We start from the raw sequence: 25,979 nt of genomic DNA on the forward strand, positions 1-25,979 counted from the left end.
CCACCCCATGCCGGTCGTGAACCGCATCGCCGATTATGCCGAAGACATGAAGACCTGGCGACGCCATCTTCACCAGATCCCTGAACTGGGATTGGACACCGTAAAGACCGCCGCATATGTGACTGAGATCCTTGAGACATTCGGCGTTGATGAGATCCACGGCGGGATCGCGCAGAACGGGATTGTGGCCATCATCAAGGGTCAGGGCGACGGGCCGACCCTTGGTCTGCGCGCGGATATGGACGCACTGCCGATCACCGAGGTGCGCGATCTGGACTACAAGTCTCAGGAACCGGGGAAAATGCATGCCTGTGGCCATGACGGGCACACCACGATGCTGCTCGGCGCGGCGAAATATCTGGCCGAGACGCGCAATTTCAAAGGCCGGGTGGCGCTGCTGTTCCAGCCCGCCGAAGAGGTGATCGGCGGCGCGCAGATCATGGTTGAGGAAGGCGTGATGGAGCGCTTTGACATCAAGGAAGTCTACGCGCTGCACAATGCGCCGGGGCTGCCGGTTGGCCATTTTGTCACCACGCCGGGCGCGCTGATGGCGGCGGTGGATGAGTTTACCATCAACATCAAAGGGCTGGGCGGTCATGGTGCAATGCCGCATGAGACCCGTGATCCGGTGATGGCCGCCTGTGGCATGGCGCAAGCGATCCAGACCATCGTCAGCCGCAACCATCATGCGACCGAGGATCTGGTGATTTCCGTCACTCAGATCCACACCGGCACCGTCGACAATGTGATCCCCGAAACCGCCTATATCAACGGCACGGTGCGCACCTTCAATCCGGAGGTGCAGCGCATGGTGATGGCGCGTTTTGATGAGATCGTGAAGGGCTGTGCGGTGGCTTACGGAGTGGATGCAGAGCTTGATTATGCGGTTGGGTATCCCGCCACCATCAATGATGCTGAAAAGGCGGCCTTTGCCACCGATATTGCGCGCGAAATCTCTGGCGATGCTAATGTGCAGGGGGATGCGGGCCGCGAGATGGGGGCGGAGGATTTCTCATATATGCTGCAAGCTCGTCCCGGCGCTTATCTGTTCCTTGGTCAAGGCGACACCGCCGGGCTGCATCACCCGGAATATGATTTCAACGATGAGATCTCTCCGGTCGGGGCGTCGTTCTTTGCCCGTCTGGTGGAGAAAGCACAGCCTTTGGCGTGAAATCGCAATCGGTGGCGGGCTTTCGGATGACAAGCCCGCCTGCATTGGCTAGGACGTGAGCATAACCCGAGAATAGGGAGCAGTCCGACATGGCGCTGGAAGACGCAAAAACACAGGTAGATCAAGCCTTTACTCGCGAGGATCTTAAGGGTCTCAGCTTTGAGAATACCTTTGGCGGGGCAACATCGTTTCTGCGACGGCGCTACACTAAGGATCTGACACATGCGGATATCGCGGTCACGGGCATCCCGTTTGATCAGGCGGTGACCAACCGGCCCGGCACTCGGCTTGGGCCGCGTGCGGTGCGTGAGGCATCTGCCCTGCAAAGCCCGGATGCGCCTTATGGGTGGGACATTTGCCCTGCAAGCGAACTGGCGATTGTGGATTATGGTGACCTGGCGTTTGATTATGCCAATGTTCCGGCCTTTCCCGACACGCTGACGGACCATATCCGGGGCATTCTGGCGACGGAGACGGCCTCGGTTGCGATTGGCGGCGACCATTATGTGAGCTTTCCGATCCTCAAGGCCTATGCTGAGAAATACGGGCCGATCTCGTTGCTGCATTTCGATGCCCACAGCGATACCTGGGCCGATGATGATTTCAGCCGCGTCGATCATGGCACGATGTTCTACAAGGCGGTGAAATCCGGCATTATTGATCCCGCAACCTCGGTGCAGGTGGGCATTCGCACCACCAATGAGGACAATCTCGGCGTGCCGACCATCGATGCCCCCACCGTGCATGAGATCGGCCCGGTCGAGACCGCGCGCCGCATCCGCGAGGTTCTGGGCGACCGGCCGGTCTATCTAACCTTTGACATCGATTGCCTTGATCCGGCCTATGCGCCGGGCACCGGCACGCCGGTCTGGGGCGGTCTGACCACGGCGCAGGCAGAGGCCATCCTGAAGGGCCTGCGTGGCATCAACATTGTGGGCGGCGATATCGTCGAGGTTTCACCGCCCTTTGACACCACCGGCGCCACCGCCATTGCGGGCGCCCATGTGGCCATGAGTATTATCTGCCTTCTGGGCTGGAGGATGACAGGACGATGAGCGAGTTCAATCAACCCATCAGCGGCAATGATCTGGCACGGTTTTCCGGGCCGGGGACGTTTATGCGACTGCCGCAGGCCACCTCGCTGGAGGGGCTGGATGTGGCCATTCTGGGCGTGCCAATGGATATTGGCACATCCTGGCGGTCCGGCACCCGGTTTGGCCCCAAACAGATCCGCGCCGAGAGCGCGATGATCCGCCCCTATAACATGACCACGGGCGCGGCGCCGTTTGAGACGCTCAATATCGCGGATATTGGCGATCTGGCGATCAACACGTTCAACCTTGCGGACTCCTTGCGCATCATCGAGGAAAGCTATGATGCGATCCTTGCCTCCGGGGTGATGCCGCTGGCGATGGGGGGAGATCATTCGATCACCCTGCCGATCCTGCGCGCGATTGCGCGCAAACACGGCCCCGTCGCGGTGATCCATGTGGATGCCCACGCAGACGTCAATGACGAGATGTTCGGCGAGAAGGAAACCCATGGCACGGTGTTCCGCCGCGCTTATGAGGAGGGGCTGCTAGAGGCCGACAAGGTCTATCAGATCGGTCTGCGGGGCACCGGCTATGGGCCGGATGATTTCAAGGAACCACAGGGCTGGGGCTTTCAGCATTTCCTTGCGTCCGAGCTGTGGAATCGTTCGTTGCACAATATGGGCGCGGAAATTCGCCGCGATATTGGCGCACGTCCGGTCTATATTTCCTATGATATCGACAGCCTTGATCCGGCCTTTGCACCGGGCACCGGCACGCCTGAAATCGGCGGGCTGACCACCATGCAGGCGCTGGAGCTGATCCGCGCCTTTAAGGGGCTGAATGTGGTGGGCTGCGATCTGGTGGAAGTGTCGCCGCCCTATGATCCGTCGGGCAATACCGCATTGGTGGCGGCCAACCTGATCTACGAACTGCTCTGCATCCTGCCGGAGCGCGCATCCGAGTAAAGACAAGCCCAAGCGGGAGGCTCCCGCCCGTCGCCAGATCAGCAACGCTGATCCGCTCCCGTTGGGCCGGGCGCCGGGCTATCGCCCGGCGATCAGCGCCTTAAAGGCGCGGGAGTGTTTGGGGCAGCGGGCTGAAACGGTTTTCCGCTGAGAGACAGCCATCCTCGACCTTGCGCCACATCGGCACATTCAGCGACATTTGGCACTGCGCCATGAACATGCGCCCATCCACCTGCAGGCAGATGGTTTCGCCCAGCTCAATACGCCCGCCTTTGGTGTCGGTGCAGTAGCAATCAATGGTTTTGCCGCCAGGGCCGGTGACATCGGCCCGCGCGAATGGCGCAAAAGCAGCCCCCGCCGCAAGAGCGGCGCAGGCTGCAAACCGGACAAGACCACTGGCATGTTTCATGGCTCTAGCCTATCACAGGTGAAGCCCCGCGCCAAAGCAAGAGGCGCACCCAACAGCGAGACACGCCACGACATGATCCCCGAAGACCGGCTGGAACAGATCCTGCAACGCTATCAGTACCTTGAAGCCGCAATGGCCGATGGGGCAGGCGGCGACATTGCAAAACTCGCCAAGGAATATTCCGACCTGCGCCCGGTTGCAGAGCAAATTAGCGCCTATCGCCAGTTGCTGAGTGATCTGGCCGAGGCTGAGGAAATGCTGGCCGATCCGGATATGAAGGCGCTGGCAGAAGAAGAAATTCCCACCCTGAAGGCGGCGCTGCCAGAGGCGGAGCATGCGCTGCAACTGGCGCTCTTGCCCAAAGATGAAGCCGACAGCCGTGCGGCGATCCTGGAAATCCGTCCCGGAACCGGGGGCGATGAGGCGGCGCTGTTTGCCGGTGATCTTTACCGTATGTACAGCCGCTATGCCGAGGCGCAGGGCTGGAAGATCGACGTGATCGAAGAGCAGGTCTCCGAACTGGGCGGGCTCAAGGAATTGGTGGCGCGGATCAATGGCGATGGTGTCTTTGCCCGGCTCAAGTATGAGAGCGGTGTGCACCGCGTCCAGCGCGTACCTGTCACCGAGAGTGGCGGGCGCATTCACACCTCTGCGGCCACGGTGGCGGTACTGCCAGAGGCTGAGGACGTGGATATCAAGATCGACGCCAATGACCTGCGCATTGATACCATGCGCTCTTCCGGTGCGGGCGGGCAGCACGTGAACACCACCGACTCGGCGGTGCGGATCACGCACCTGCCCACAGGACTGGTGGTGACGAGTTCCGAGAAATCCCAGCACCGCAACCGCGAGATCGCAATGCAGGTGCTGAAAACCCGGCTATATGATCTGGAACGGCAGCGCATCGACAGCGAACGCTCAGCGGATCGCGCCTCTCAGGTGGGGTCGGGAGATCGCTCGGAACGCATCCGCACCTATAATTTCCCACAAGGGCGCATGTCGGATCACCGGATCAACCTCACGCTTTATAAGCTAGAGCAGATCATGGGGGGAGATCTGGATGAGATCATCGATGCGCTGATTTCCGAACATCAGGCAAAACTTCTGGCGGAGATGGGGCAATGACCACCACCGCCGCGCAGGCCATGGTTGCTGCGACCGCACGTCTTCGGGCGGCGGGGGTGGACGATCCGGCGCGCGACGCGCGGGTGCTTCTGGCCCATGCGGCGCGCATTGAGGCGGCGCGGGTGACGCTGATTGCACCCGAGGAACTCTCGCACGAGGTGGCAGAGCGCTACGACCAGTTGATTTCCCTGCGGGCGATCCGGGTGCCGGTGTCGCATCTGATCGGCGAGCGGGATTTCTACGGGCGCCGGTTTAAGGTCTCGGCGGAGGTGCTGGATCCGCGCCCCGAAACTGAGACCCTGATCGAATCTGCCCTATCAGAACCATTCGAGCGGGTGCTGGATCTTGGTGTGGGTTCGGGCTGCATTCTGGTGACGCTTTTGGCGGAACAGCAGGGTGCGCTGGGCCTCGGTGTGGACTTGAGCGAGGCTGCCTGCCTGCAGGCCAGCGCCAATGCGGTGTTGCACCGGGTCGAGGCACGGGCTGACATTCGCCAGTCGGATTGGTTCTCTGCCGTCAAAGGCCAGTTTGACCTGATCGTCTCCAACCCGCCCTATATCGCCTTGAACGAGATGGATGATCTCTCGGAAGAGGTGCGCGAACATGAGCCGCAAATGGCGCTGACGGATGGGGCTGATGGTCTCAGCGCTTATCGGCTGATTTGCGCGGGGCTTGGGTGTCATCTGGCGCAAGGGGGGCGTGTGCTGGTTGAGATCGGTCCAACCCAAGGGGCCGCTGTGGCCGAAATGATGCGGGCTGCGGGCCTAGTTGAGGTGACGGTGCTGCCCGATCTCGATAGTCGGGATCGTGTCGTTTTGGGCCGAAATCCGTGACTTTAGGGCCCAATTGCGCTATATTTTGAAGTCTCCATGCAAAAAGAGACAAAAAACCGACGTTCCCCCCTTGTTTGTGACGGAGGAACGTGGTTACTCAAGGTGTCGCTGTTGCAAGAGGACGTCAACGGACCTCTCGGCGACGCCAAGCCCAAAAACGTTCGCAGGCCCATGCGCAGGAAGCGCGGTACGCGGTCTTCGACAATTAGAACCAAGGCTGACGTTAGGCATATGAGATCGTCAAAATCACGTTCGCGTTCGAAGTCGAACCGTAATCGCCCGAATGGGGCCAATGTTGTCAACCGCGTGTTCGACAGCTCTGGACCCGAGGGTAAGGTTCGCGGAACGCCGCAACAAATCATCGATAAGTACAACCAGCTGGCGCGCGATGCGCAGCTTGGAAATGACCGTGTGGCAACCGAGAATTTTCAGCAGCACGCGGAACATTACCTGCGTATGCTGAACGAGGCGCAGCGCGAGATCGAATCCAAGCGCGAAGAGCAGGAACGCCAGAACCGCGAACGCCAAGCTGAGCGTGACCGTGAGCGCGCCGAGCGTCTAGAGCGTCAGGAGCGCGAAGCGGCCGAGGTTGCTGCAGGTGATGGGCCACAGCCCGAGATCGCCGACCCGCGTGAGGCCGCGCCTCAGGTGCCGCAGGATGACAGCGGTTTGGTGGAAACACCGGAAGGCAAGACTGCCGATCCCGAGGCTGCACCCGCCAAGAAAGCGCCGGCGCGCAAACCACGCAGCCGCAAACCGGCAGCTCCCAAAGATGGAGAGACCGGCGAGGCAAAACCGGAGGCGGAGGCCAAGCCAAAGCGCAGCCGCGCAAAGCCCAAACCAAAGCCGGATGAGCCGCAGGAAGCCGCCGAATAAGGCTGCTTTGCATGAGATGAAAGAAAACCCCGTAGCGCTTGCTGCGGGGTTTTTTACGTTGTTGGGTGTTTTTTTGACCGCTCGGAGAGATCAAGTCTGCGCGAGGTTGCGGGCGAGGGCACAGAACCCTTCTAGGCTGACTTGCTCTGCGCGTTCTGTAGGCGGGATGCCTGCGGCGTTCAGGTGATCCTCGATTTGGGGCGAGACGCCTTTGAGCGAGGCGCGCAGCATCTTGCGGCGCTGGTTGAAGGCGGCAGCCACCACGCGGCTGAGGATGGCCGCATCGGCCGGGAAACGCGGCTCTGGCAGGGCGGTCAGATGGACCACGGCGCTGGACACTTTTGGCGGCGGCGTAAAGGCCCCCGGTGGCAGCGACAGGGCGATCTTGGCCTCCGCGCGCCACTGCGCAAGGATCGCAAGCCGCCCATAAGCTTTGGAGCCGGGTTGCGCCACGATCCGTTCGGCCACTTCGCGTTGGAACATCAAGGTGAGGCTTTGCCAGAACGGCGGCCAGTCCTTTGGGGTGAGCCAGCGTACCAGCAGTTCGGTGCCGACGTTATAGGGCAGGTTGGCGGCGACGCGGATCGGGGGGGTCAGATGCGCCAGCGGGTCGATCTCCAGCGCATCGCCATTGATCACCTCCAGGCGGCCCGGATGAGCATCGGCGATCTCTGCCAGCGCGGGCAGGCAGCGCTGGTCTTTTTCAATGGCGAGCACCTTGCGAGCGCCTTCGCTCAGCAACCCCCGCGTGAGGCCGCCGGGGCCGGGGCCGATTTCCAGCACGTCACAGCCAGTCAGATCTCCAGCCTGACGCGCGATTTTCGCAGTCAGGTTTAGATCCAGAAGGAAATTCTGGCCCAGCGATTTGCGGGCCGAGAGCTGATGGGTCGCGATGACCTCACGCAGCGGGGGGAGATTGTCGATGGCGCTCATGATGCGTCTTCATAAGGGGCCGATACCGATCTGGAAAGCGGCTTTTGTTGTGAAACGGTGCGCCGGGCAAATGCCCTGCGCGCAGGCTTGTTCAGGTGAGGGGCGCAGCCCCTCACACTCCCCGGGATATTTTGGGTTAGAAGAGGCAGGTCAGCCCGCGCGCGTGGCCGCCATGGATTGTGCAAGACGCAGTGCCTCAATGAGGCTTGAAGGGGTAGCGAGGCCTTGGCCTGCGATGTCAAAGGCGGTGCCGTGATCCGGAGAGGTACGGATAAAAGGCAGACCAAGGGTCACATTGACGCCTTTGTCAAAATCCAGCGTCTTGATCGGGATCAGCGCTTGGTCGTGATACATTGCGATCGCTGCGTCATAGCGTTGCCGGGCCGCTGCATGAAACAATGTATCGGCGGGGTGGGGGCCGGTGAGAGCATGGCCTTCGTGTTGCATGTCAGCGATCAGATCCGCGATCCAGTCGAGTTCTTCCTGTCCCATGGCGCCGCCTTCGCCCGCATGGGGGTTCAGGCCCGTGATGGCGATGCGTGGGGATGTGAAGCCAAACTGATCGCGCAGGCCACTTGCGGTGATGGTGATGACCTGACGCAGGAGGGCGGGGGTGAGGGCCGTTGGGACGGCGCTCAGGGGGATATGGATGGTCGCCGGTATCACGCGCAGCTGCGCGCTGGCGAGCATCATCACCACATGATCCACGCCTGCGAGCGCGGCGAGGAATTCGGTATGGCCGGGATAAGAGAAGCCCGCTCCATCAATCAGCGCTTTTTTGTGAATTGGAGCGGTACAGACCGCAGAAGCCTGCCCGGAGGTGACCAAGCCAACCGCGGTTTCAATGGACTGGATCACCCCGGCGGCATTCTTAGGATCAGCCCGGCCTTTGGCGGCATCGCCTGCAAATGCGAGCGGAATGACGGGCAGGGCGGTTGCGCAGACATCACGTGCGTCCGCAGGCGCATTTACCTGCCGCCATTGCGTGTACTCAGGCAGGTGGCGTGGATCACCGATCCAGACAAAAGGACAGTCTGCGCGCAGATGATCCCATGCGGCGACGGCAATCTCCGGTCCGATCCCCGCAGGTTCGCCGCAGGAGAGCGCAATCACCTGCGGCGTTGGTGTCATTGGATCTCGATCCGAGCGTCGGCTTTCAGCTGTTCCACATGGCTTTCGGCAAGATCGTTGAGGCGCTGCTGCACCAATGCGTTTGCCACTGATGCGCGTGCGTTTTCCTGTGCGGCGACCAATTCGCTGGTGCGACCGCAGAGCATGACGAACAGCAGGGTCTGGCCATTGTCGCGGGTGAGGGTTGCCGAGGATTCATTGGCGTCCAGCCGTGCCAGTTCCAGCGCGATATCCTGTGGGATGTCTTTGGGCGCTTTGCTGCCACGGAATAGGATGTCCGGGTTTTGATCTTTGTTGATGCCATAAAGATCATCACAGGTGTCGATCTCATTGCGAAGCTCTGTGGCGCGTGCCAGAGCCTCGGCGCTGCGCCCGCCGGGAATGCGATAGGTGGCGTAATCAATCGCCGCAAAGCTGGCGCTGCGCCCGTCGACCTCGCGCAGACCGCGCATGCGGAAAATGGCAATCGCGCCCTGCATGGGCAGAGGTTGGGTAATCTGGCCGGGTTCCAGCCCAAGCACAACCTCTTGCAGCTGTGGCGGCAGTCGGCTGAGCGACATCCACGGCAGACGCCCGCCATTGGCGCTACTGTCGGAGGCGGAGAATTGCGCGGCAGATGCGGTAAAGGCTGCCTCGTTCTTCAGTTCGGAAATCTGAGTGGCAAGTTCCTGAATTTGCGCCGCGTTTTCCTGGGTGAGTGGCAGGATGATTTCCGACAGAAGCACCTGCACACTACCGGTGCCGGCGGTGCCCATGGCGCGGTCAATTTCGGCCTCGGACGGGCGTGCCTGCGCAAGGAAGCGGCCGCGAATGTATTCGCGCCAGCCAAGTCCGGCAGAGGTGAAATCACGCACCGTTTCCGGGTCCACACCTGCCTGACGCAGGCCAGAAAGGAATTCCTCGAGCGACAGATTGGCACGCTGCGCCAGCTCACGCATGCCTTCGGTGATTTCGTCTTCGCTCAGCGTCAGCCCGACTTCGCGCATGACCTGACGTTTCAGGCGGTCCTCGATCAAATCGTTGCGGGCGGTTTCCAGCGGATCACCCTGAACAGAGCCCAGCACAGTGAGGAAACGGGCGCGCTGTTGCAGCTCGTAGGTGGTGATCACATCCTCATTGACGGTGATCACGGGCGAAAACAGCCCCTGCGCCCCGACATCGGCGGCGGGGAGCGTCAATGCAACCGCAAGTGCCAGCCCGCCTGCGCAGGTTGCCTGACGGGTCCAGTTGATCAGGGCCAGCGGAATCTGGCGGAAGTTTACGTATTGCTGCATGATCGCCTGCTTGTTGTATCGCCACTCTTTACGGAAAAGCCGTTGAGCGACAGTGTAAATCCGAAATCTGTTGATGGCTCAACACTTGTCGTCGAGGTATAGCGACGGCTGAGCGATAGGTCGAGGGTCACGCATTCATTGCGATAGGTGAGACCAAGGCCTGCACGGGTCGCGCGCCCATCGGTAATGTCATAGCGCATATTGGCGCTTGCGCGCCAAATCTGGTTGAGGTCATAGGCGCCGTCAAACCACAGCTCCGAGGTTTCCTGCACGCGGTTTTCCGCAGGATCGGCCTGCAGCCACAAGTAGCTGCCCGCAAGAGAGACCCGGTCACGCTCCAGATCGCCGCGAAATTCTGCCTTTGTCACCGACCATTCTTCGTCAAACAGGGTGCGCGCCGTGAGGGTCAGATCGTTGCGTAGGCCCAGTTGACCGGCCACAAGCACGTTTGAGTTTCGTCCGTCCAGTCCCGAAGAAGAGGTAAAGCCTGACTGCGCTTGGTCGCGATGAATCTGGGCGATGGTGCCAGTTGCAAACCAGCCGGTGGTGTCGAAATGTGCGAAATTCACGCCATAAATCAAGGTGTCGCCGTCTTCTCGCACATCGGTTTCCGGAAAACGTGAGAGAGCAAGCAGGTTGCCTTGGTCGTATTCCGAGATATTGCTGGCCTCATTCGGCGTGTCGTCGCCGTTCACATTGGTCCAGCCAAATTGCACGATCGGTTCCAGCACCTGCACCGCACCGGAGGCGGTCTGGCGGGTCATCGGGCGACGCAGGGTCAATGCGGCCTTTGGGGTCACGCGGGTGGCGTCATTGTCAAAGGCTGCATCATCAGAGAGCGCAAAACTGTCGATGCCGATGCCTGCGGTCCAGATGGATTCGACGCCCCAAGGCAAAATCCAACTGCGCAGCCATGTGGCATCGGCGGAGACGCGGCTCATATCGCGTCCGTTGGCATCCGCAAGCGTGGCGTCCAGCGAGGATTTTCGCGTGAATTGCGCTGCATTCAGCCGCAGACGTAATTCGCCGCCGACATATTTGGGAAACAGGCGCTGTTCAAATGTACCGGTCAGGATCGTCGAGGGGATGAAATCCTGATTTTCGGCGTCGCGCAGGGTTTTGTAATTGTAGATCTTCCCTTCGATCAACTGATCACGCCGCACCCGGTTCAGGGACAATTCGGACCGAATGCGGTCTGTATCCGAGATATCGTAATCCGCGTAATAGGCATCATCCGAGACAGTCTTGAGATCAAATCCCAGTTTGAAATCATAGGGGATATCAAAATCACCACGTACCGATAGATAACCCCGGCTGTCATCGGGCTGAATATCGTCGCGGCTGAAAGCACCGGAGATTTCGATGTCGCCATTGCGGAAGGCCTGCCTGTAGCGCAGATCAAGCGTGGTGGTTTTTTCAGAGAGATAAGGGGTGATGGTCAGGTCTTTGTGCGGCCCGATGGTCACAAAATAGGGCAGCTTCAGCCCAAGCCCGAGCGTTGAGGAACTGGAGAGCGACGGTACAAGGAAGCCGTCCGCGCGCTCTAATGTTGGATCGGGCAGGCGCAGGGCCGGAAAATAGAACACCGGCACATCCTTGATCAGCAGCTGAGCACCTTCGAAATAGAGCTGACGTTCGGCTTCATCATGGGTGATGCGCTCTGCGCGGATCTGCCATAGGGGCGGGCTTCCGTCCTCGCAGACATGGCAGGAGGTGACGGCGGTTTTATAGAGCTGAGAATATCGCCCCTCGACGCGCGTCATCTGCAGGGCGGCCAGTTGCACCTGCTGGTCAAATACCATGCGCGCGCCGCGCAAAATCCCGTTGCGCAAGCCACTGTCGAGTTCCGCCGCATTGGCCAGCACCGTGATGGAGCCGCTTTGATCGATGCGGATCGGTCCTTCCATATTGAGGACACCAGTTTGACGATCATAGGTGATGCGATTGGCTTGCAGGCGAATATCGCCCTGAAACGCTTCGACATTGCCCTCGGCCACGAGCTTGCGGTCGGGGGATACAAAAACCCGATCCGCCACCAGCATGGCCGGGGCCGCGCCGACGGCTTCTGATGCCAGAGCCGAGGTCTGCGCCAGCGCAGGCGCGGCCATAAGCCCCAGCCACAAAGGTACAACCGTGGACAGCAGCGCTCCTCGCCGCTTTTTTATGAAATCAACCGTCTTCGGCATGCAGGAGCAATCCCATCGTCAATAGTATCGAGGCCACTGGCGGCGCCCACGCGGCCAGCAAAATCGGAATCTGCCCGTTTTCGCCAAGTATCCGCGCGAAATTATGGACAAAGTAAAGGGCAAAACCCAGCAGGACCGACGTCAGCACGGCAATGCCGGTTCCCCCAAGGCGGGTGTGGCGCATGGTAAAGGCCGCCCCCACCAGCACCATCGCCACCAAGAACAAGGGCCGTGCCAGTTCCACCTGAAGCCAGACCTGAAACCGGGTGGTCGAAAACCCAGCCTCAGAGAGCGACTTGATGGTCTGGGGCAGCTCATAGATCGAAATCCCCTCCGCATAGCCAAGAGTGTCGCGAATGCGTTCATTGGTCAGCGTGGTGGGCAGGCGCAATTCGTCATAGCTTTTGGCGCTGCGCTCCGGGTTGACGCCAACGATCAGCTGCCAGACTTTTGCGTCACGCAGCACCCAGTCTTCGCCATCAAGCCGGGCCTCAGCGGCAATGGTGCGCCGCGTCGGACCACCGTCCGGAGTATAGGTCAGGATCGAGACATCATAGAGAAACAGGTTTTCCGCATCCCCGCGATAGTTGGCAGCATGGATGACCGATTGCCCGTTCTGGCCGCCCTGACGCAACCACAGCCCTTCGCCACTCAGCGACACGGCCGCCGGGCCGCCAGTCTGACGGTAGCTTTCCGACAGCGAGTCAAAGCGGTTGGTGGTGGCCGCAACAATCGGGTTGAGCGTACTCACCGCCAGCCCACCGAGGATCAGCGCAACCACCACAGGCGGCAACAAGGCCCGGATGCCGGAACGCCCCAGCGCGCGCGTGACCACGAGTTCGCTGCTGCGCGCCATTCCCACGTAAAGAACGATGGTGGTCAGGATCATGATCAGCGGCAGGAATTCATTCAGGGCTGCGGGTGTGTTGAGAAGCGTCAGCTCCAGCAATTGTCCGAATTGCAGATCCTGCCCATCGAAACGGCGGAACTGCTCGCTCAGGTCAATGAGCATGACGAGGCTCATCAACACAGCGGCGATCACCAAAAACCACTGAAAAAAGCGCTTGGCGTAGTAGAGATCGAGAATCATGTGGCCGTCTCCTGCTTGCGGCGCGGCCTGAAGCGGGCCAGAGCCTGCGGGCGGGTCGCCAGATGCAGGAAAATCACGGATATCAGCACGCCAATCGCTGCGGGCAGATAGATCAATGGCCACATTTGCGCATTGTCTCTCACCGGCTCAGAGACCACGCCACGCATACCCTCAATCAGGATCAGCAGCACAAAGGCCACCAGAACCTGCTTCCAGATGCCAAATCGGCTAAAGCCACCAAGCAGCAGGGTAGAGACGCCAATCATCACCACCGCAAAGGTCACGGCAGCGCGGGCAAAGCGCAGATGAAGCTCTTCTGCTTGCGCACCGGCGCTGTGGCCCTCGTTTTGAGTGATGTCATCGCGATCCCTGAGCAGATCAAGAGTAGGGATATTGCGCAGCGGTCGCGCGCCCATCGTGCGCGCAGGCGAAAGGTCGCCCAATGGATATGAGAAATCGGCAAAGGCCGTGGTCGACAGCCGATCATTATGCGCCTCTTTGCGCTGTGCAAGACCATCCACGAGGATCAAATGCGCCATGTCGTCTTCGCGGACCAGATAGGCGCGGTCACTGGTGTAGGTGATTTCCACCGAGGGGTCGCGTTGATCTGTCAGGAATACATTGTTGAGTGTCCCATCGGGATCAATGCTGCCAATAAAGAATGTAATGCCCGCGCTGGGGTGCAAGAAATTACCTGCATTCAACAGCTTGGCGCTGACACTTCGCGAGAGCTCCGCCTCGCGCAGTTGCATTTGAGCCAAGGACGCAGGCAGCAAGAACAGGCTGAGCGCCGACATCATCGCCGCGCTCAACACGCCAAAGGCCATGGCGGGGCGCGCCAATTGCCAGGGGCTAGACCCTGTTGCACGCAATACCGTCAGTTCGCTCTCTGAATTCAACCGGTTAGTGACCCAGACCGTTGCGGCAAAGGCTGCCAGCGGCAACACCATACGCACAAGGTTCGGCAGGCTCAGCGCGGAGATCTCAAGGAACGCCAACACGCTCTGCCCGTCGCCAATGAGCCAGTCAAACAGGCTAACGGCCCGGTTGATCCAGAACACGGCCACCAGAATCAAGGCAAAAAAGCCAAAGAACAAAAGATATTGCGACAGCACATATCTGTCGTATCGTGACACCCGATCCCCCCATAGATCTTGCGCTCGGACTGTTCGCCGGACCTTAGAGGAATTGTGCGGGGGGGAAAACTGCAATCTTCCCCGGCAGATGCCTGATCGGTAAGGATTGTAATTCGCGCACTGCCTGCTCTGGTATTCAGCATTGCCAACAGCTACCTGTTACGGGACTGTCAGCCAGATGCGTAAGCGGCGACAAGAGCAGATCAACCACAGGAGATTTGAATGAGCGCGCTCACCCCGATCCGTTTTTCTACCTTTGATCCGAAATCGCTGGCCGAGGTCGAAGGCCATCTGGCCGTGGTGGTCACGCCCGAAGGCACAATGGATCAGGCTGCCCGCAGCGCCAATCGACTGAGCAAGGGCGCGGTGGCGCGTCTGATCGCCTCCGATGGGTTTGCTAAGGCCAAGACCGGTCAGGTGATCACGCTGGCATGGCCTGCGGGTCTGGCGGCTGAGGCCTTGCATGTTGTTGTGCTCCCCCGTCGCATCACCGCGATCGAGGCGCGTAAGGCTGGCGCAAAACTGGCCGAAGCGCGCGGCAACAAAGCGCTGACGGTGAAGGCGGGGAACATGTCCCGCGCCGCCGATCTGGCGTTGGGGCTGGCGCTGCGCAGCTACAGCTTTGATGCGCATAAATCCGCGGATTCGGAAACGCCCGGCACCGTAACCATCGGCCACAATAAGCCCGAAGAGATCGAAGCCGCCTTTGCGCCGCTTATGGCGGTGGCCGAAGGCGTGCATATGACCCGCGATCTGGTCAACGAACCCGCAAACGTGCTGACCACCACCGAATTTGCCGCGCGGCTGGAGGACATGACCTCGCTCGGTCTTGAGGTGGAGGTTCTGGAGGAAGCCGAGCTGGAGAAGCTCGGCATGCGCACGCTCTTGTGTGTCGGCCAAGGGTCTGCCAGCCCCTCCAAGGTTGTTGTCATGAAATGGAACGGCGGCGACAAGGACGCAGCCCCGCTGGCGCTGGTCGGCAAGGGCGTTGTGTTCGACACCGGTGGTATCTCGCTGAAACCGGCTGCCGGCATGGAAGACATGACCATGGACATGGGCGGCGCGGGCGTTGTTGCGGGCACCATGCGGGCACTGGCGCTGCGCAAGGCAAAGGCCAATGTCGTGGGGCTTGTGGGGCTTGTGGAAAACATGCCCTCCGGCACGGCGATCCGTCCCGGTGATGTGGTGAAATCCATGAAGGGCGACACGGTCGAGATCATCAACACGGACGCCGAGGGGCGCTTGGTGCTCTGTGATGTGCTCTGGTATACGCAAGAGCGGTTCAAACCGGCCGGTGTCATCGATCTGGCCACCCTCACAGGCGCGATCATCATCGGTCTGGGGCATGACAATGCGGGCGTGTTCTCCAACGACGACAAGCTCTGTTCTGCATTCCTCAAGGCCGCTGAGGCCGAAGGCGAAGGCGCGTGGCGGATGCCCTTGGGGCAGGCCTATGACGATCAACTCAAATCCAATGTGGCGGATATGAAAAACGTCGGTGGTCGCCCGGCGGGTTCGATCACGGCGGCGCAGTTCCTGCAACGTTTCATCAAGGACGGCACCCCCTGGATTCATCTGGATATCGCCGGTGTGGCCTCAGTGAAATCCAACACAGCCTATGCGCCCAAAGGGGCGACCGGTTGGGGCGTGATGGCGCTGAGCCGTCTGGTACAAGATCAGTTCGAGGCAGAGTAACACCGCAATGGGGGCCGCCTATTTTTATCACCTGACCCGCAAGCCCTTGCAGGAAACGCTACCTGTTTTGCTCGACAAGGCACGGGGCGCGGGCTGGCGTATCGCCGTGCGCGGGCGTGATCCTGAACGGTTAGCGTGGCTGGATGATACGCTTTGGCTGGGCGGGGACGCGACATTCCTGCCGCACGGGCTTGCAGGCGGCCCCCATGATAAACTGCAGCCGATCCTGCTGACCACGTCCGCTGATGCACCAAACGATGCCACCTGTGTGATGAGCGTGGATGGGGCAGAGGTGACGCCCGAGGAAGTCTCCGCGCTGGAGCGGGTCTGCATATTGTTTGACGGAACCGATCCGGATGCGGTTCAGCAGGCGCGCGGCCAGTGGAAGGCGCTGACGGCGGCAGGCTGTGCGGCGCAATATTGGTCCGAAGAAGGCGGGCGCTGGGAGAAAAAGGCCGAAAGCGGGGAATGAGGGGCGCTGCCCCTCTTGGCCGAGCGGCCAATTCACCCCGGGATATTTAGCGTTAGAAGAGCGTCAGTTGTGCCATGCAGAAAGGTTTCGGTAACCAGTTTGCGCACTGATAGGATTGCGGAACAGGCTGGGAAGCCGATGGCCGTGTTAGGAGAGGACCTGCCGCATGGGCGCGCGCCGCTTGTGTGGCAGGTTCCAGTTTCTTCTAACCACAAATATCCCCGCCGGAGGCCCGCGCCGTGAGGCACGATTTCAACGGGTGAGGATCAGCTCATTGTTGCGAATTTCAATGCCAGAGAAACGCTGAAGATACCCCATCCCCAGCAGGGATTGCTCCAATGCGCCCTTATTGACCCAAGCCGAGACATTTTGATCGCTGATCGGCCCTAAGGTGACGCTCTCGAGTGTCACGCGCGCGGTGCGGACTTCGCCATTGGCCGTCATCGCACGCCCCAGATAAACAAGAGACCCCGTATCGATCCCGAGTTGTTGTGCCGTTTCGGCATTTAAGACCATGTCGCTGGCGCCAGTATCGACAAGGAACTCCACTGGCTTATCGTTGATCTTGAGCGTCAGATAATAGTGTCCGTCACGGGCGCGGGGCACTGAGATCTGGCCTTCTTCAGAGAGCACGGCCTGTTGCGGCATGACCGTTGCGCGAATATCGTCCCAGAGGCCGTAGGCGGCAATCACACCGAGAAAAATCAAAACCCAGATCAGCAATTGTTGGGCTGTTTTACCAAGGGTCTGACGGTTTTGCACAAAGACCCAAGATCCCACTGCCAGTAGCAGCAGGACCAGATAGATCAGCTGGCCGATATCGTCTGAATTCATGGGTCTTTGTCCTCCATATCAGGGAGGTAGGTGTTCACCGCACCTATGTCTAGCTGGCAAAGCCAAAGGCTCGCAGACCTTCAAGCACGAATTGCACCGAAAGCGCGGCCAGAAGCATCCCCAGCAACCGGGTTGCCACATTGATGCCGACGGGACCCAGCAGACGCTCCAGTAGGCCCGAAATCGAAAACATCCCCAGCATTAGCGCAATCACCGCCACTACAATGGCCATCACCGAGGCAAAGCCCTCGATGCCCGGATGCTGCCCGGTCAGGAGGATCACCGTGGCGATGGAACCGGGCCCCGCGATCAGCGGAATAGCCATGGGAAAGACAGAGGGATCATCCTCGGGGGCGATCTCGTCGCCTTGGTGCTGACGACGCGCGGTGCGGCGCTCAAACAGCATATCGAGCGCGGTGAGGAACAAGAGGATGCCGCCTGCAACGCGAAAGGCCGGCATGGAAATCCCGATAAAGCCCAGAACGCTTTCGCCAAACAGCGCAAAGACCGCGAGGATGCCGACCCCTGTGATCGAGGCACGAATGGCGATGGCGCGGCGTTGCTTGCTGGTCATGCCCTGGGTCAACGCCAGAAACACCGGCATCAACCCGATCGGGTCAATGATCACAAAGAGCGTCACAAATGAGGTGATCAGGAACGCGGTGTCGATCATTGCGCCTCGGCGACCTCCAGTTTCTCAAGTGCCTTCATCCAGAGTTCCTCGGCGCGGTCCAGCGCGTCCATGCATTCGGCGTGTTTTTTCTGCCAGACCGCCCGGTCACCGGCACGGCTCGACTCGTAGATCTCCGGATCGGCGAGCTTTTCGTCCAGCTTGTCCTGCATCTCGGTCAGTTTCTCGATGCGGGCCTCGGCCTTGCGGACCTCGTTGCGCAGGGCAAGGATCTGATCGCGGCTGGCGCGCTTGGGCTTTGGCTTGGACGCGGCTTTTGCATCCGCTTTGCGGGCGGGTTTGTCGCGCATCAGCAGCATTTCGCGATAGCTGTCGAGATCGCCATCATAAGGCGCCACGGTGCCATCTGACACCAGCCAGAGCCGATCCGCCACCATGCTCAGCAAATGCATATCGTGGCTGACCAGAATGACCGCGCCGCTATAGGCGGTGAGCGCCTCGACCAGCGCCTCGCGGCTTTCGATGTCGAGGTGGTTGGTCGGCTCGTCGAGGATCAGCATATGGGGCGCATCGAGCGTCGCCAAAAGCAGGCTGAGGCGGGCCTTTTGACCACCGGACAGCCGCCCGACTGCGGTTTCGGCCTGCGCGGCCAGCAGGCCAAAGCCCGCCAGACGCGTGCGCCATTTTGCGGGTGCCTCATGGGGACGCAGTCGACGCAGGTGATCGATCGGGGTTTCGTCCACATAAAGCTCGTCCACCTGATGCTGGGCGAAATAGCCAATGCGCAGCTTGGACGAGCGCACCATCTTGCCCGCCATCAGGGGCAGCCTGTCCGAGAGCAGTTTGGACAGGGTGGATTTACCCTGACCGTTCTTACCCAGAAGCGCGATGCGATCATCCTGGTCGATGCGCAGGTCGAGGCGTCTCAGAATCTCCACGTCGCCATAGCCGGTGACACCGCCTTCGATCTGGATGATCGGCGGTGACATCTCTTCGGGTTCCGGGAAAGTGAACGCCCGCAGCGCGGCCTCTTGCGGGGTTGAGATCGGTTTCATCTTCTCGATCATCTTGAGACGAGACTGGGCCTGCTTCGCCTTTGAGGCCTTGGCGCGGAAGCGGTCCACGAAGCTTTGCAGATGGGCGCGGCGGGTTTCCTGCTTGCGCGCCTCGGATTGTGCCACGGCGATGCGCGCGGCGCGGGTTTCGGCAAAGGTGTCGTAAGTGCCCTGATAGAGCGTCAGCTTGCGATCCTCCAGATGCAGGATCGCCCCCACCGCCCGGTTCAAAAGCCCGCGGTCGTGAGAGACAATCAGCACCGTATGCGGATAGCGCGCGATATAGCTTTCGAGCCACAGCGCACCTTCAAGGTCGAGGTAGTTGGTCGGCTCGTCCAGCAGCAGCAGGTCGGGCTGTGCAAAGAGCACCGCCGCAAGCGCCACGCGCATCCGCCAGCCGCCGGAGAAATCGGAACAGGGGCGCAGCTGGTCCTGATCGTCAAAGCCAAGCCCCTTGAGGATCGAGGCGGCGCGGGCCTCGGCGGACCATGCGTCAATATCCACCAGCCGGGTCTGGATTTCCGCAATGCGGGTGCCATCGGTTGCGGTGTCGGCCTCGGCCATCAGCGCCGCACGCTCGGTATCGGCTGCCAGCACCGTGTCGATCAGGGATGTGTCCGACGAGGGGACTTCTTGTGCCACACCGCCAATCCGCGCCTGAGAGGGCAGGGTGATGGAACCGGTCTCCAGCGCAAGCTCTCCGCGGATCAGGCGGAACAGGGTGGATTTGCCGGTGCCATTGCGGCCCACGACACCGACCTTGTGACCGGTTGGGATAGTGGCAGAGGCCTCCTCCATAAGGGGGCGGCCTTCGACGGAATAGGTAATGTTATCGATCCTAAGCATGAGGTCTCTCATGTCGAAAGGGACCGGGGTGGTCAATCACTATCCGTCACGAGGCAGTCATGAGTTATGCGCAAGAACAGCGGATTTCTCACATTGGCGAGGATCGCGTCCATGTTACGCTAGACATTATTTGAGGCAGCCTCTGGGGCGTGATGGGTGCGCGGCACGGGGGCGAGATTGAACCAAAGGGGGATTTTATCATGCGTCGATTGATTATTTGCTGTGATGGCACATGGAACACCGCAGATCAGCACACCGGAGGCGTGCCGACACCGACCAATGTGGCGAAGCTGCATTCTCTGGTGGCCCGGACCGGTCATGATGGGATCGAACAGATCGATTACTACCGGCGCGGGGTCGGCACATCCGGCGGACTATTGCGACGCATGCTGGGAGGGGCCATCGGGCTCCGGCTCGAAGATGATATCATGAGTGCTTACAAGTTCCTCGCCGAGACCTATGAGCCGGGCGATCAGATCTATCTGTTTGGGTTCAGTCGAGGGGCCTACACGGTACGGAGCCTTGCGGGGATGGTCTCAAAAGTGGGGCTTGCTGATTTACGCCCCGCGCATCTGTCGCCCTATGAGGACAGCTGGGAGGTGGTGAAACGCTTGATGCGGACCTATCAGGCGCGCAAAGCAGGAGACGAGAAGGCAGGGCTTCAGAAACAGTTTCTGGAAGAGCGCCCAGTGTCGGTCCAGTTCCACAACGAGACAGCAGATATCGGCTTTCGGTTCATCGGCGTTTGGGACACGGTCGGCGCGCTGGGCATTCCGGATGACAAGGGGCTGTTGCGGCTGCTCCTTGGGGATGTTCTCAAACATGAGTTTGGCGACACCACATTGGGCCGCAATGTGGAATGCGCCCGCCATGCGCTGGCGATGGATGAGCGGCGCAAGGATTTTACCCCGACGCTCTGGACAGATTGGGCGCGGGGGCAGGATGTCGAACAGCGTTGGTTCCCCGGCGTTCACGGTGATGTCGGCGGCAGCTACGCCGATAGCGGCCTTGGGGATCTGACGCTGGAATGGATGCTGCAAGAGGCACGGGCCAATGGTCTTGCTCTGCGCGAGATCTCACCGGGGCGTATGAACCCGGATGCGTTCGCGCGGCGGCACAATTCCTATCTGGGCTGGTTTCGTTTGCGTCCCACCCGGCCGCGTGCTGTCCCCGAGGTGTCGGAGGCCGCAGCCGATGTGGCCGATTGGACCAGCCGTACCCGTTTTGATGCCTCGGTGATTGCGCGGCACATGACATCCCCACCGGGAGAAAAAAGCTATTGGCCCACCCATGTGTTGGGCGTCGCCCAAAGCACCGAGACCATCGCGGCGGCACGCAAGCGTTGGAACGCCACCGGGGTATATTTGGAGCGGGGGGCCCAATACCGGATAAAGGCCAAAGGGCAATGGCAGGATGCATCGATCCCTGCCACCGCTGATGGGGCAAATCCGGGGATATATCTGGGCAAGATCGGATATGCGTTGGCGGCGGTTCCCGAATTGCTGCGCAAAGCGATCCGGATGCGCAAGGGATTTGCCAGCGCTGATGTGCCATTCTCGCGCCGCATTGATGGCGCGCCTTGGTTTGCGCTTATCGGAGCAATCGCCAACGGGCAGGTGACTCAAACCAGCGAGGACGAGGTCTCTGATCACGAATACCACTGCCTTGGTCAGGAAGCGGTGATCGCGCCGAGTCAAAGCGGTTATCTCTACCTCTTTGCCAATGACGCATGGCAAATGTACGGCAACAACGCCGGTGTGCTGCGCGTTGAGGTGACACGGCTCAGCTAGGGCAGGCATCTAAGAATAGCGCACTTGTATCCGAACCAAGAGCACTGTTTAACATATGCAGGACCCAAGGTATCCGCCGGCACAGGCCATCGCTGTCACGCGCGGAGAGAACGGATAGGCAGATGCTGCGCGCAGCCCAAACACCCCCAACGCTGATGACACTGATCGTTGGCACTGCACTGTCGGTGCTGTCGCTCAATATGTTCCTGCCCTCGCTGCCCGGCATCGCCAAAGAGTTTCAGGTCGACTACGGGCTCGCCAATCTTTCGGTTGCTGGCTACCTCGCGATCTCTGCAGCGCTTCAGATTGTCATGGGGCCGATGTCGGATCTTTATGGTCGGCGTAAGGTGATGCTGTTGTGTTGTGCGATGTTCGTGCTGGCCTCTGTGGGCTGCGCATTGGCAAGCAACATTTGGGTGTTTCTCGGCTTTCGCCTGCTACAAGGCGCGATCATCAGCGGGCAGGTGATTTCGCGCGCGGTTATTCGCGATATGTACCCGCCCAGCGAAGCGGCGAGTAAACTCGGCTATATGGGAATGATCATGGCGTTGGCCCCGATGACCGGGCCGATGATCGGAGGCGCGCTTGATATGGCCTTTGGCTGGCGGGCAGGGTTCTGGCTCTATACGGGACTTGGGCTGTTGGTGCTCTGGCTCACGTGGGGCGATATGGGAGAGACCAATACCAATCGTTCAGCCACGTTCCGGGCGCAGATGCGTCTTTATCCGCATCTCTTTGCCTCGCGCCGCTTCTGGGGCTATTCGGCCTGCGTCGCCTTTTCGATTGGAGGGTTCTACTCCTTTGTCACGGGCGCGCCGATGGTGGCTGCGGCTTGGTTTGATCTCAGCCCGGCAATGGTGGGGCTGGGGATCGGCATCATCACCTGTGGTTTCATGGTGGGGAACTTTGTCACCGGGCAAATGGCTCAGCGGCTTCCCCTCATGACGCTAATTATGATCGGTCGGGTGATCTCCTGTGTGGGGCCTGCGCTGGGCCTTGGTCTGTTCTGGATTGGGCAGGGGAGTGAGCTGGTCTTTTTCGGCTCTGCCATATGTGTCGGGCTGGGCAACGGGTTGACCATCGCCAATGCCAGTGCGGGTTTGATGTCCGTACGCCCGGAACTCGCGGGCAGCGCTGCAGGGCTTTCGGGGGCAATGACGGTGGCGCTGGGCGCGGCATTGACCACCGTGACGGGGATCGCGGTACAGCCGGAGACCGCGCCCTATGCGGTGCTGGGGATCATGCTGGGCGCAAGCCTTCTGGCACTGATCTCGGCGATCTATGTGTTGGTTGTCGACCTTCAGGATCCATTGGAAACCGCGCATGGCTGATCCATACGCGGCTTTCGCCTAAGCGCTGGGCACAAGCCTCTTCCCATGGGCGGGCTGTCGTGCTACCCGGCGCCAGAATGTTGCGGCGACCGTCATCGCGGCCACCGTGACCTAATCGACCTCAGAATGTCTCAAGGAGATCGCCCGATGGCACTGGAACGCACTTTTTCGATCATCAAGCCCGACGCAACCCGCCGCAACCTGACTGGCGCAATCAACGCCAAGTTCGAAGAAGCAGGCCTGCGCATTGTTGCACAAAAGCGCATCCACATGACCAAAGCACAGGCTGGCAAGTTCTATGAAGTGCACGCCGAGCGTCCCTTCTATGACGAGCTGTGCGAATTCATGTGCTCCGCTCCGGTGGTCGTGCAGGTTCTCGAAGGCGAAGGCGCTATCGCAAAGAACCGCGAAATCATGGGCGCAACCAACCCGGCAGACGCAGCCCCCGGCACCATCCGCGCCGAGTTTGCAGAATCCGTGGGTGAAAACTCTGTGCACGGCTCCGACGCTCCGGAAACCGCAGCTGTAGAAATCGCCTACTTCTTCTCCGGTCTCGAGCTGGTTGGCTAATAGTTTAGCCGTTGAGCAATCGACGGCGAACTTAGTTCAATCATTGAACCGCTGAGAATTTTGGCCGTCACGCCCCGCGCGTGGCGGCTTTTTTGTGGGTGAGATATGGCCTGCAATTCAGCCGGGGCGACGCTCCACCACACCGATTTCATTCAGGATCGCATCAAATGCCGAGCGGTCGCTGTCAAAGCTCTGGTCCTTGATCGCATCAAAGCGTGTGCGCAGCGCTTTCTTCTCCTCGCCTTTGCAGTCGTTCCACGGGCGGCCCTGCAACGCCATCACCAACACATAGTAGCCGATGAAGTGCGGCTTGCCGCCACTCTCGAGCAACTTGCCATAGGCCGCATCGGCGCCAAGGGCACGCAATTCTTCGGCCGAGTGAATGCCCGCACGGGTGCAGGCGGCCTCAAAAGCGGGGCCGAGGTTCTTAATGGAGGAAACGGGTGTGCTCATGAGGCGACCATACTCTGGCCCCGCGCTGACGTCAGCCCTGAATGGATCGCCACTGCGTATAAGGGAGGAGCGCCAGTGGCTGTGCTGGCACTGATTCTCAAGTTAATGGTTAATGATCCCAATGTGTTAGCCAGATCATGGTTAACGGGCGTTAGTGTGTGGGCGGCGAAATAATGTTACCTGAAAATTCTGTGATTTTGTGACCCTCGGCGTGGGTAAACCCTATCCCGAAGGCGTGGTCCTATCCTTTGGGGAGGGCCGCAGAAACCGATGGATAGGACGTACGAACATGCAAACTCAATTAGATTTGTACACATCGGAATACAAACACCAAGAGGTTCCAATGTTACACCCCATCATTCTCGCAGGCAGCGTACACCAGTCAAGTGAACGGGCGAGCGGGGTGTGCCCAATGCCTCTGGAAGCCGCGCCCGGCGCACCCAGCCGGTTTGAACGGCTCTTGTCCGCCCTGTCTGGCGACGTCTTCTCAGCACCGGTTGTTGTCACCACCCAAGACAGCGCGCCGCTGGTCGACCGTCAATCCGCACACCGCAAAGCCCGCCTGATCGTGGAACCCGACACCCACAAGCCTGCCGCAGCCCTCCTGAGTGCGGTTCTCTCCCTGCGTCACATGCCCGGCGCACTTGTGGTCGTCGCTCCGGCCTCTGCCGATTTGGAAGATGCGCGCAAGCTCGATCTGGCGCTCTGCAACGCCATCCCTGCCGCGCAGCGCGGCGAGATTGTGATGCTTGGTCAGCGCACCACACGGGCCTATGCTGGCTACGGCATTATGGAAGTGGTGTCTCAGCCGCATGAGAACGTGCCGGTGGCCGTAAGTCGCGTTTTGGCCTCTGGCCGCCAAACCACGCTTTCACATCTATTGCAGGGCAACCATCAGCTCTGGGGCATGGGGATCTATGTCGCCCGCGTTGACGTGTTGCTTGCGGCGTTCAAGAGCCACGCAAGCCGTCTTTTTCTGCCGGTCAAGAATGCGTTGCAGCGGGCCGAGGCAGTCGATGGGACAAAGATGTTGGATGCGGCAACCTACCGGCGCGTCAAAGCGATCACCTTTGAAAAAGCGGTTGCAGAAAAGATCGATAACGTCTGCGCCATTCAGCTTGATCCGGCCTGGAGCGAAGTACAGCAATGGGATCAGGATGCAGCGGCCGATCGCGCGATATCTGCTTGGGATCAGGATCTTGCAGAAGATCTCTCAGGCGCTGCACGTGCCGCTTCCTCTGATCTGCACCCGCATGCTGCCGATATGATGGCAGTCTACGCAAGCCTTGCTCAGGCCACCGAAGACGACGCATTGACAGCGCGTAGCACCGAGCACAAATGGGGCCGTCACGAAACCCTCGCGATGGGGCCTGGTTTTACCCTGCAGCGTATGGCCATCGCGCCCGGAGCCGCGTTGGAACTCAGCGCCGGTGCGGGGGGCGCGGAGCATTGGGTTGTCGCGCAGGGATCGGTGTTGGTGACGCTTGGCGATCATGTTCGACTTGTTTGGGAAGGGCAGAGCGCCCGTATCCCCTGTGGTCGCTCGCGTCGCATCGAAAACCCTGGATCGGGCACGCTTGTCTTGATCCAGCTACAAGTTACCCCGCTGACGGGCACCAAGGACCACAGCCCGCTGCACAGCCTTCCCCCCGCCGGAGTTGCCTAACCCCCCCTCTTGTCCCGCAACCCGGCTTACTGACGTCCCGCGCGCCCACGCGGGGCGTCTTTTTATGGACCTCGCCCTATTTTTGAGAGCCGAGTGAAACCGCATGATATCAGGAGACTGTGCGCCATAGGCTTATGTGCGAGGGGGAAGGGTCCTGGTGATACCGTCACGGTGGGAGGGAGCACGCGAGGAGGTCGCATCTCAACTCTAGAAGGGCCGCAGCCGTTGAGAAAGGCAATCGAACTGCCAGTTTGCGTCGCAGCGTGATGATATGGTGTTGGGTTGAGCGAAGTCCGAAAACGATCCATCGCGACACGCTGTCTGATATCCAATGCCGTAGGTGCGACAGGGGCGTGCGGAAATCATACTGCGGGGCGCAAGCAGCGCCACAAGCGAGCAACGGGTCTGCTCAATCCGACAGGTGTGCTGGAGCTTGCCGCATTATTGTGGCCTTCTAGGACGTGTTGACAAAA

At 60.2% G+C, this 25,979-nt stretch carries 23 protein-coding genes; 12 read left to right on the plus strand and 11 right to left on the minus strand.

The window, feature by feature from the left end:
* Positions 1 to 7: 7 nt before the first annotated feature.
* The 3 genes from UB90_RS20245 to speB (UB90_RS20255) all read left to right on the plus strand — a co-directional run bounded on the left by UB90_RS20245 (position 8) and on the right by speB (UB90_RS20255) (position 3,170).
* Positions 8 to 1,171 carry a M20 aminoacylase family protein gene (locus UB90_RS20245; protein WP_065326616.1) on the plus strand — a complete coding sequence of 388 codons (1,164 nt, stop codon included), beginning with the start codon at positions 8 to 10 and terminating at the stop codon, positions 1,169 to 1,171.
* 89 nt (positions 1,172 to 1,260) lie between these two features.
* Positions 1,261 to 2,226, plus strand: coding sequence for an agmatinase (gene speB / locus UB90_RS20250; RefSeq protein WP_065326617.1), 966 nt, complete (start codon positions 1,261 to 1,263; stop codon positions 2,224 to 2,226).
* Positions 2,223 to 3,170, plus strand: coding sequence for an agmatinase (gene speB, locus UB90_RS20255; protein WP_065326618.1), 948 nt, complete (start codon positions 2,223 to 2,225; stop codon positions 3,168 to 3,170). Before speB (UB90_RS20250) ends, speB (UB90_RS20255) begins: the two co-directional genes overlap by 4 nt.
* 100 nt (positions 3,171 to 3,270) lie before the next feature.
* On the opposite strand, the gene UB90_RS20260 is transcribed toward speB (UB90_RS20255), so the two are convergent.
* Positions 3,271 to 3,579 carry a hypothetical protein gene (locus tag UB90_RS20260; protein WP_039983696.1) on the minus strand — a complete coding sequence of 103 codons (309 nt, stop codon included), beginning with the start codon at positions 3,577 to 3,579 and terminating at the stop codon, positions 3,271 to 3,273.
* Positions 3,580 to 3,651: 72 nt separating this feature from the next.
* Here UB90_RS20260 and prfA point away from each other — a divergent pair, with 72 nt between their 5' ends.
* The 3 genes from prfA (at position 3,652) to UB90_RS20275 (ending at position 6,413) form a co-directional block, all read left to right on the plus strand.
* The gene (prfA, locus tag UB90_RS20265; RefSeq protein ID WP_065326619.1) at positions 3,652 to 4,704 is read left to right on the plus strand and encodes a peptide chain release factor 1; all 1,053 of its coding nucleotides are present in this window, start codon (positions 3,652 to 3,654) and stop codon (positions 4,702 to 4,704) included.
* Positions 4,701 to 5,537 (plus strand): peptide chain release factor N(5)-glutamine methyltransferase, encoded by an 837-nt coding sequence (gene prmC / locus UB90_RS20270; protein WP_065326620.1) that lies wholly within the window; start codon positions 4,701 to 4,703, stop codon positions 5,535 to 5,537. The genes prfA and prmC overlap by 4 nt, the downstream gene beginning before the upstream one ends.
* 231 nt (positions 5,538 to 5,768) lie before the next feature.
* Positions 5,769 to 6,413 carry a DUF4167 domain-containing protein gene (locus UB90_RS20275; protein ID WP_046002319.1) on the plus strand — a complete coding sequence of 215 codons (645 nt, stop codon included), beginning with the start codon at positions 5,769 to 5,771 and terminating at the stop codon, positions 6,411 to 6,413.
* A 90-nt stretch (positions 6,414 to 6,503) separates the two neighbouring features.
* Here UB90_RS20275 and rsmA read toward each other — a convergent pair whose 3' ends face one another.
* From rsmA to lptF, 6 genes are all read right to left on the minus strand, one after another.
* Entirely contained in the window at positions 6,504 to 7,346 is an 843-nt protein-coding gene (gene rsmA / locus UB90_RS20280; RefSeq protein ID WP_065326621.1) for a 16S rRNA (adenine(1518)-N(6)/adenine(1519)-N(6))-dimethyltransferase RsmA, read from the minus strand.
* Positions 7,347 to 7,496: 150 nt separating this feature from the next.
* Positions 7,497 to 8,477: a 4-hydroxythreonine-4-phosphate dehydrogenase PdxA gene (gene pdxA / locus UB90_RS20285; RefSeq protein WP_065326622.1), complete on the minus strand. Its 981-nt coding sequence runs from the start codon at positions 8,475 to 8,477 to the stop codon at positions 7,497 to 7,499.
* Positions 8,474 to 9,751: a peptidylprolyl isomerase gene (locus UB90_RS20290; protein ID WP_009179307.1), complete on the minus strand. Its 1,278-nt coding sequence runs from the start codon at positions 9,749 to 9,751 to the stop codon at positions 8,474 to 8,476. The genes pdxA and UB90_RS20290 overlap by 4 nt, the downstream gene beginning before the upstream one ends.
* Complete coding sequence (locus tag UB90_RS20295) at positions 9,736 to 11,937, minus strand: LPS-assembly protein LptD (RefSeq protein WP_065326623.1); 2,202 nt, start codon at positions 11,935 to 11,937, stop codon at positions 9,736 to 9,738. Before UB90_RS20295 ends, UB90_RS20290 begins: the two co-directional genes overlap by 16 nt.
* Positions 11,921 to 13,027, minus strand: a complete 1,107-nt coding sequence (lptG, locus tag UB90_RS20300) for an LPS export ABC transporter permease LptG (protein WP_009179244.1) — start codon at positions 13,025 to 13,027, stop codon at positions 11,921 to 11,923. The genes UB90_RS20295 and lptG overlap by 17 nt, the downstream gene beginning before the upstream one ends.
* Entirely contained in the window at positions 13,024 to 14,163 is a 1,140-nt protein-coding gene (gene lptF, locus UB90_RS20305) for an LPS export ABC transporter permease LptF (RefSeq protein WP_065326624.1), read from the minus strand. Before lptF ends, lptG begins: the two co-directional genes overlap by 4 nt.
* A gap of 222 nt (positions 14,164 to 14,385) precedes the next feature.
* On the opposite strand from lptF, the gene UB90_RS20310 reads away from it, so the two are divergent.
* Together UB90_RS20310 and UB90_RS20315 are read left to right on the plus strand one after the other, a co-directional pair.
* Entirely contained in the window at positions 14,386 to 15,858 is a 1,473-nt protein-coding gene (locus tag UB90_RS20310) for a leucyl aminopeptidase (RefSeq protein ID WP_065326625.1), read from the plus strand.
* A gap of 7 nt (positions 15,859 to 15,865) precedes the next feature.
* Complete coding sequence (locus UB90_RS20315; protein WP_065326626.1) at positions 15,866 to 16,330, plus strand: DNA polymerase III subunit chi; 465 nt, start codon at positions 15,866 to 15,868, stop codon at positions 16,328 to 16,330.
* A 252-nt stretch (positions 16,331 to 16,582) separates the two neighbouring features.
* On the opposite strand, the gene UB90_RS20320 is transcribed toward UB90_RS20315, so the two are convergent.
* Genes UB90_RS20320 through UB90_RS20330 form a run of 3 tightly spaced genes read right to left on the minus strand, consistent with a single transcriptional unit; the run spans position 16,583 to position 19,696 of the window.
* Positions 16,583 to 17,164: a retropepsin-like aspartic protease family protein gene (locus tag UB90_RS20320; protein ID WP_065326627.1), complete on the minus strand. Its 582-nt coding sequence runs from the start codon at positions 17,162 to 17,164 to the stop codon at positions 16,583 to 16,585.
* A gap of 49 nt (positions 17,165 to 17,213) precedes the next feature.
* Complete coding sequence (locus UB90_RS20325; protein ID WP_005613274.1) at positions 17,214 to 17,837, minus strand: MarC family protein; 624 nt, start codon at positions 17,835 to 17,837, stop codon at positions 17,214 to 17,216.
* Positions 17,834 to 19,696, minus strand: coding sequence for an ABC-F family ATP-binding cassette domain-containing protein (locus tag UB90_RS20330; RefSeq protein ID WP_065326628.1), 1,863 nt, complete (start codon positions 19,694 to 19,696; stop codon positions 17,834 to 17,836). The genes UB90_RS20325 and UB90_RS20330 overlap by 4 nt, the downstream gene beginning before the upstream one ends.
* Before the next feature lie 200 nt (positions 19,697 to 19,896).
* On the opposite strand from UB90_RS20330, the gene UB90_RS20335 reads away from it, so the two are divergent.
* From UB90_RS20335 to ndk, 3 genes are all read left to right on the plus strand, one after another.
* Complete coding sequence (locus UB90_RS20335; RefSeq protein WP_065326640.1) at positions 19,897 to 21,486, plus strand: DUF2235 domain-containing protein; 1,590 nt, start codon at positions 19,897 to 19,899, stop codon at positions 21,484 to 21,486.
* 122 nt (positions 21,487 to 21,608) lie between these two features.
* Complete coding sequence (locus UB90_RS20340; RefSeq protein WP_065326629.1) at positions 21,609 to 22,817, plus strand: multidrug effflux MFS transporter; 1,209 nt, start codon at positions 21,609 to 21,611, stop codon at positions 22,815 to 22,817.
* Between the two features lie 147 nt (positions 22,818 to 22,964).
* Positions 22,965 to 23,387 (plus strand): nucleoside-diphosphate kinase, encoded by a 423-nt coding sequence (ndk, locus tag UB90_RS20345; RefSeq protein ID WP_005616290.1) that lies wholly within the window; start codon positions 22,965 to 22,967, stop codon positions 23,385 to 23,387.
* Positions 23,388 to 23,504: 117 nt separating this feature from the next.
* Here ndk and UB90_RS20350 read toward each other — a convergent pair whose 3' ends face one another.
* Positions 23,505 to 23,840 carry a TfoX/Sxy family protein gene (locus tag UB90_RS20350; protein WP_065326630.1) on the minus strand — a complete coding sequence of 112 codons (336 nt, stop codon included), beginning with the start codon at positions 23,838 to 23,840 and terminating at the stop codon, positions 23,505 to 23,507.
* Positions 23,841 to 24,252: 412 nt separating this feature from the next.
* On the opposite strand from UB90_RS20350, the gene UB90_RS20355 reads away from it, so the two are divergent.
* Entirely contained in the window at positions 24,253 to 25,506 is a 1,254-nt protein-coding gene (locus UB90_RS20355; RefSeq protein WP_227512086.1) for a glycosyltransferase family protein, read from the plus strand.
* Positions 25,507 to 25,979 lie beyond the last annotated feature (473 nt).

This window comes from Tritonibacter mobilis, assembly GCF_001681715.1.
GTDB lineage: Bacteria > Pseudomonadota > Alphaproteobacteria > Rhodobacterales > Rhodobacteraceae > Epibacterium > Epibacterium mobile.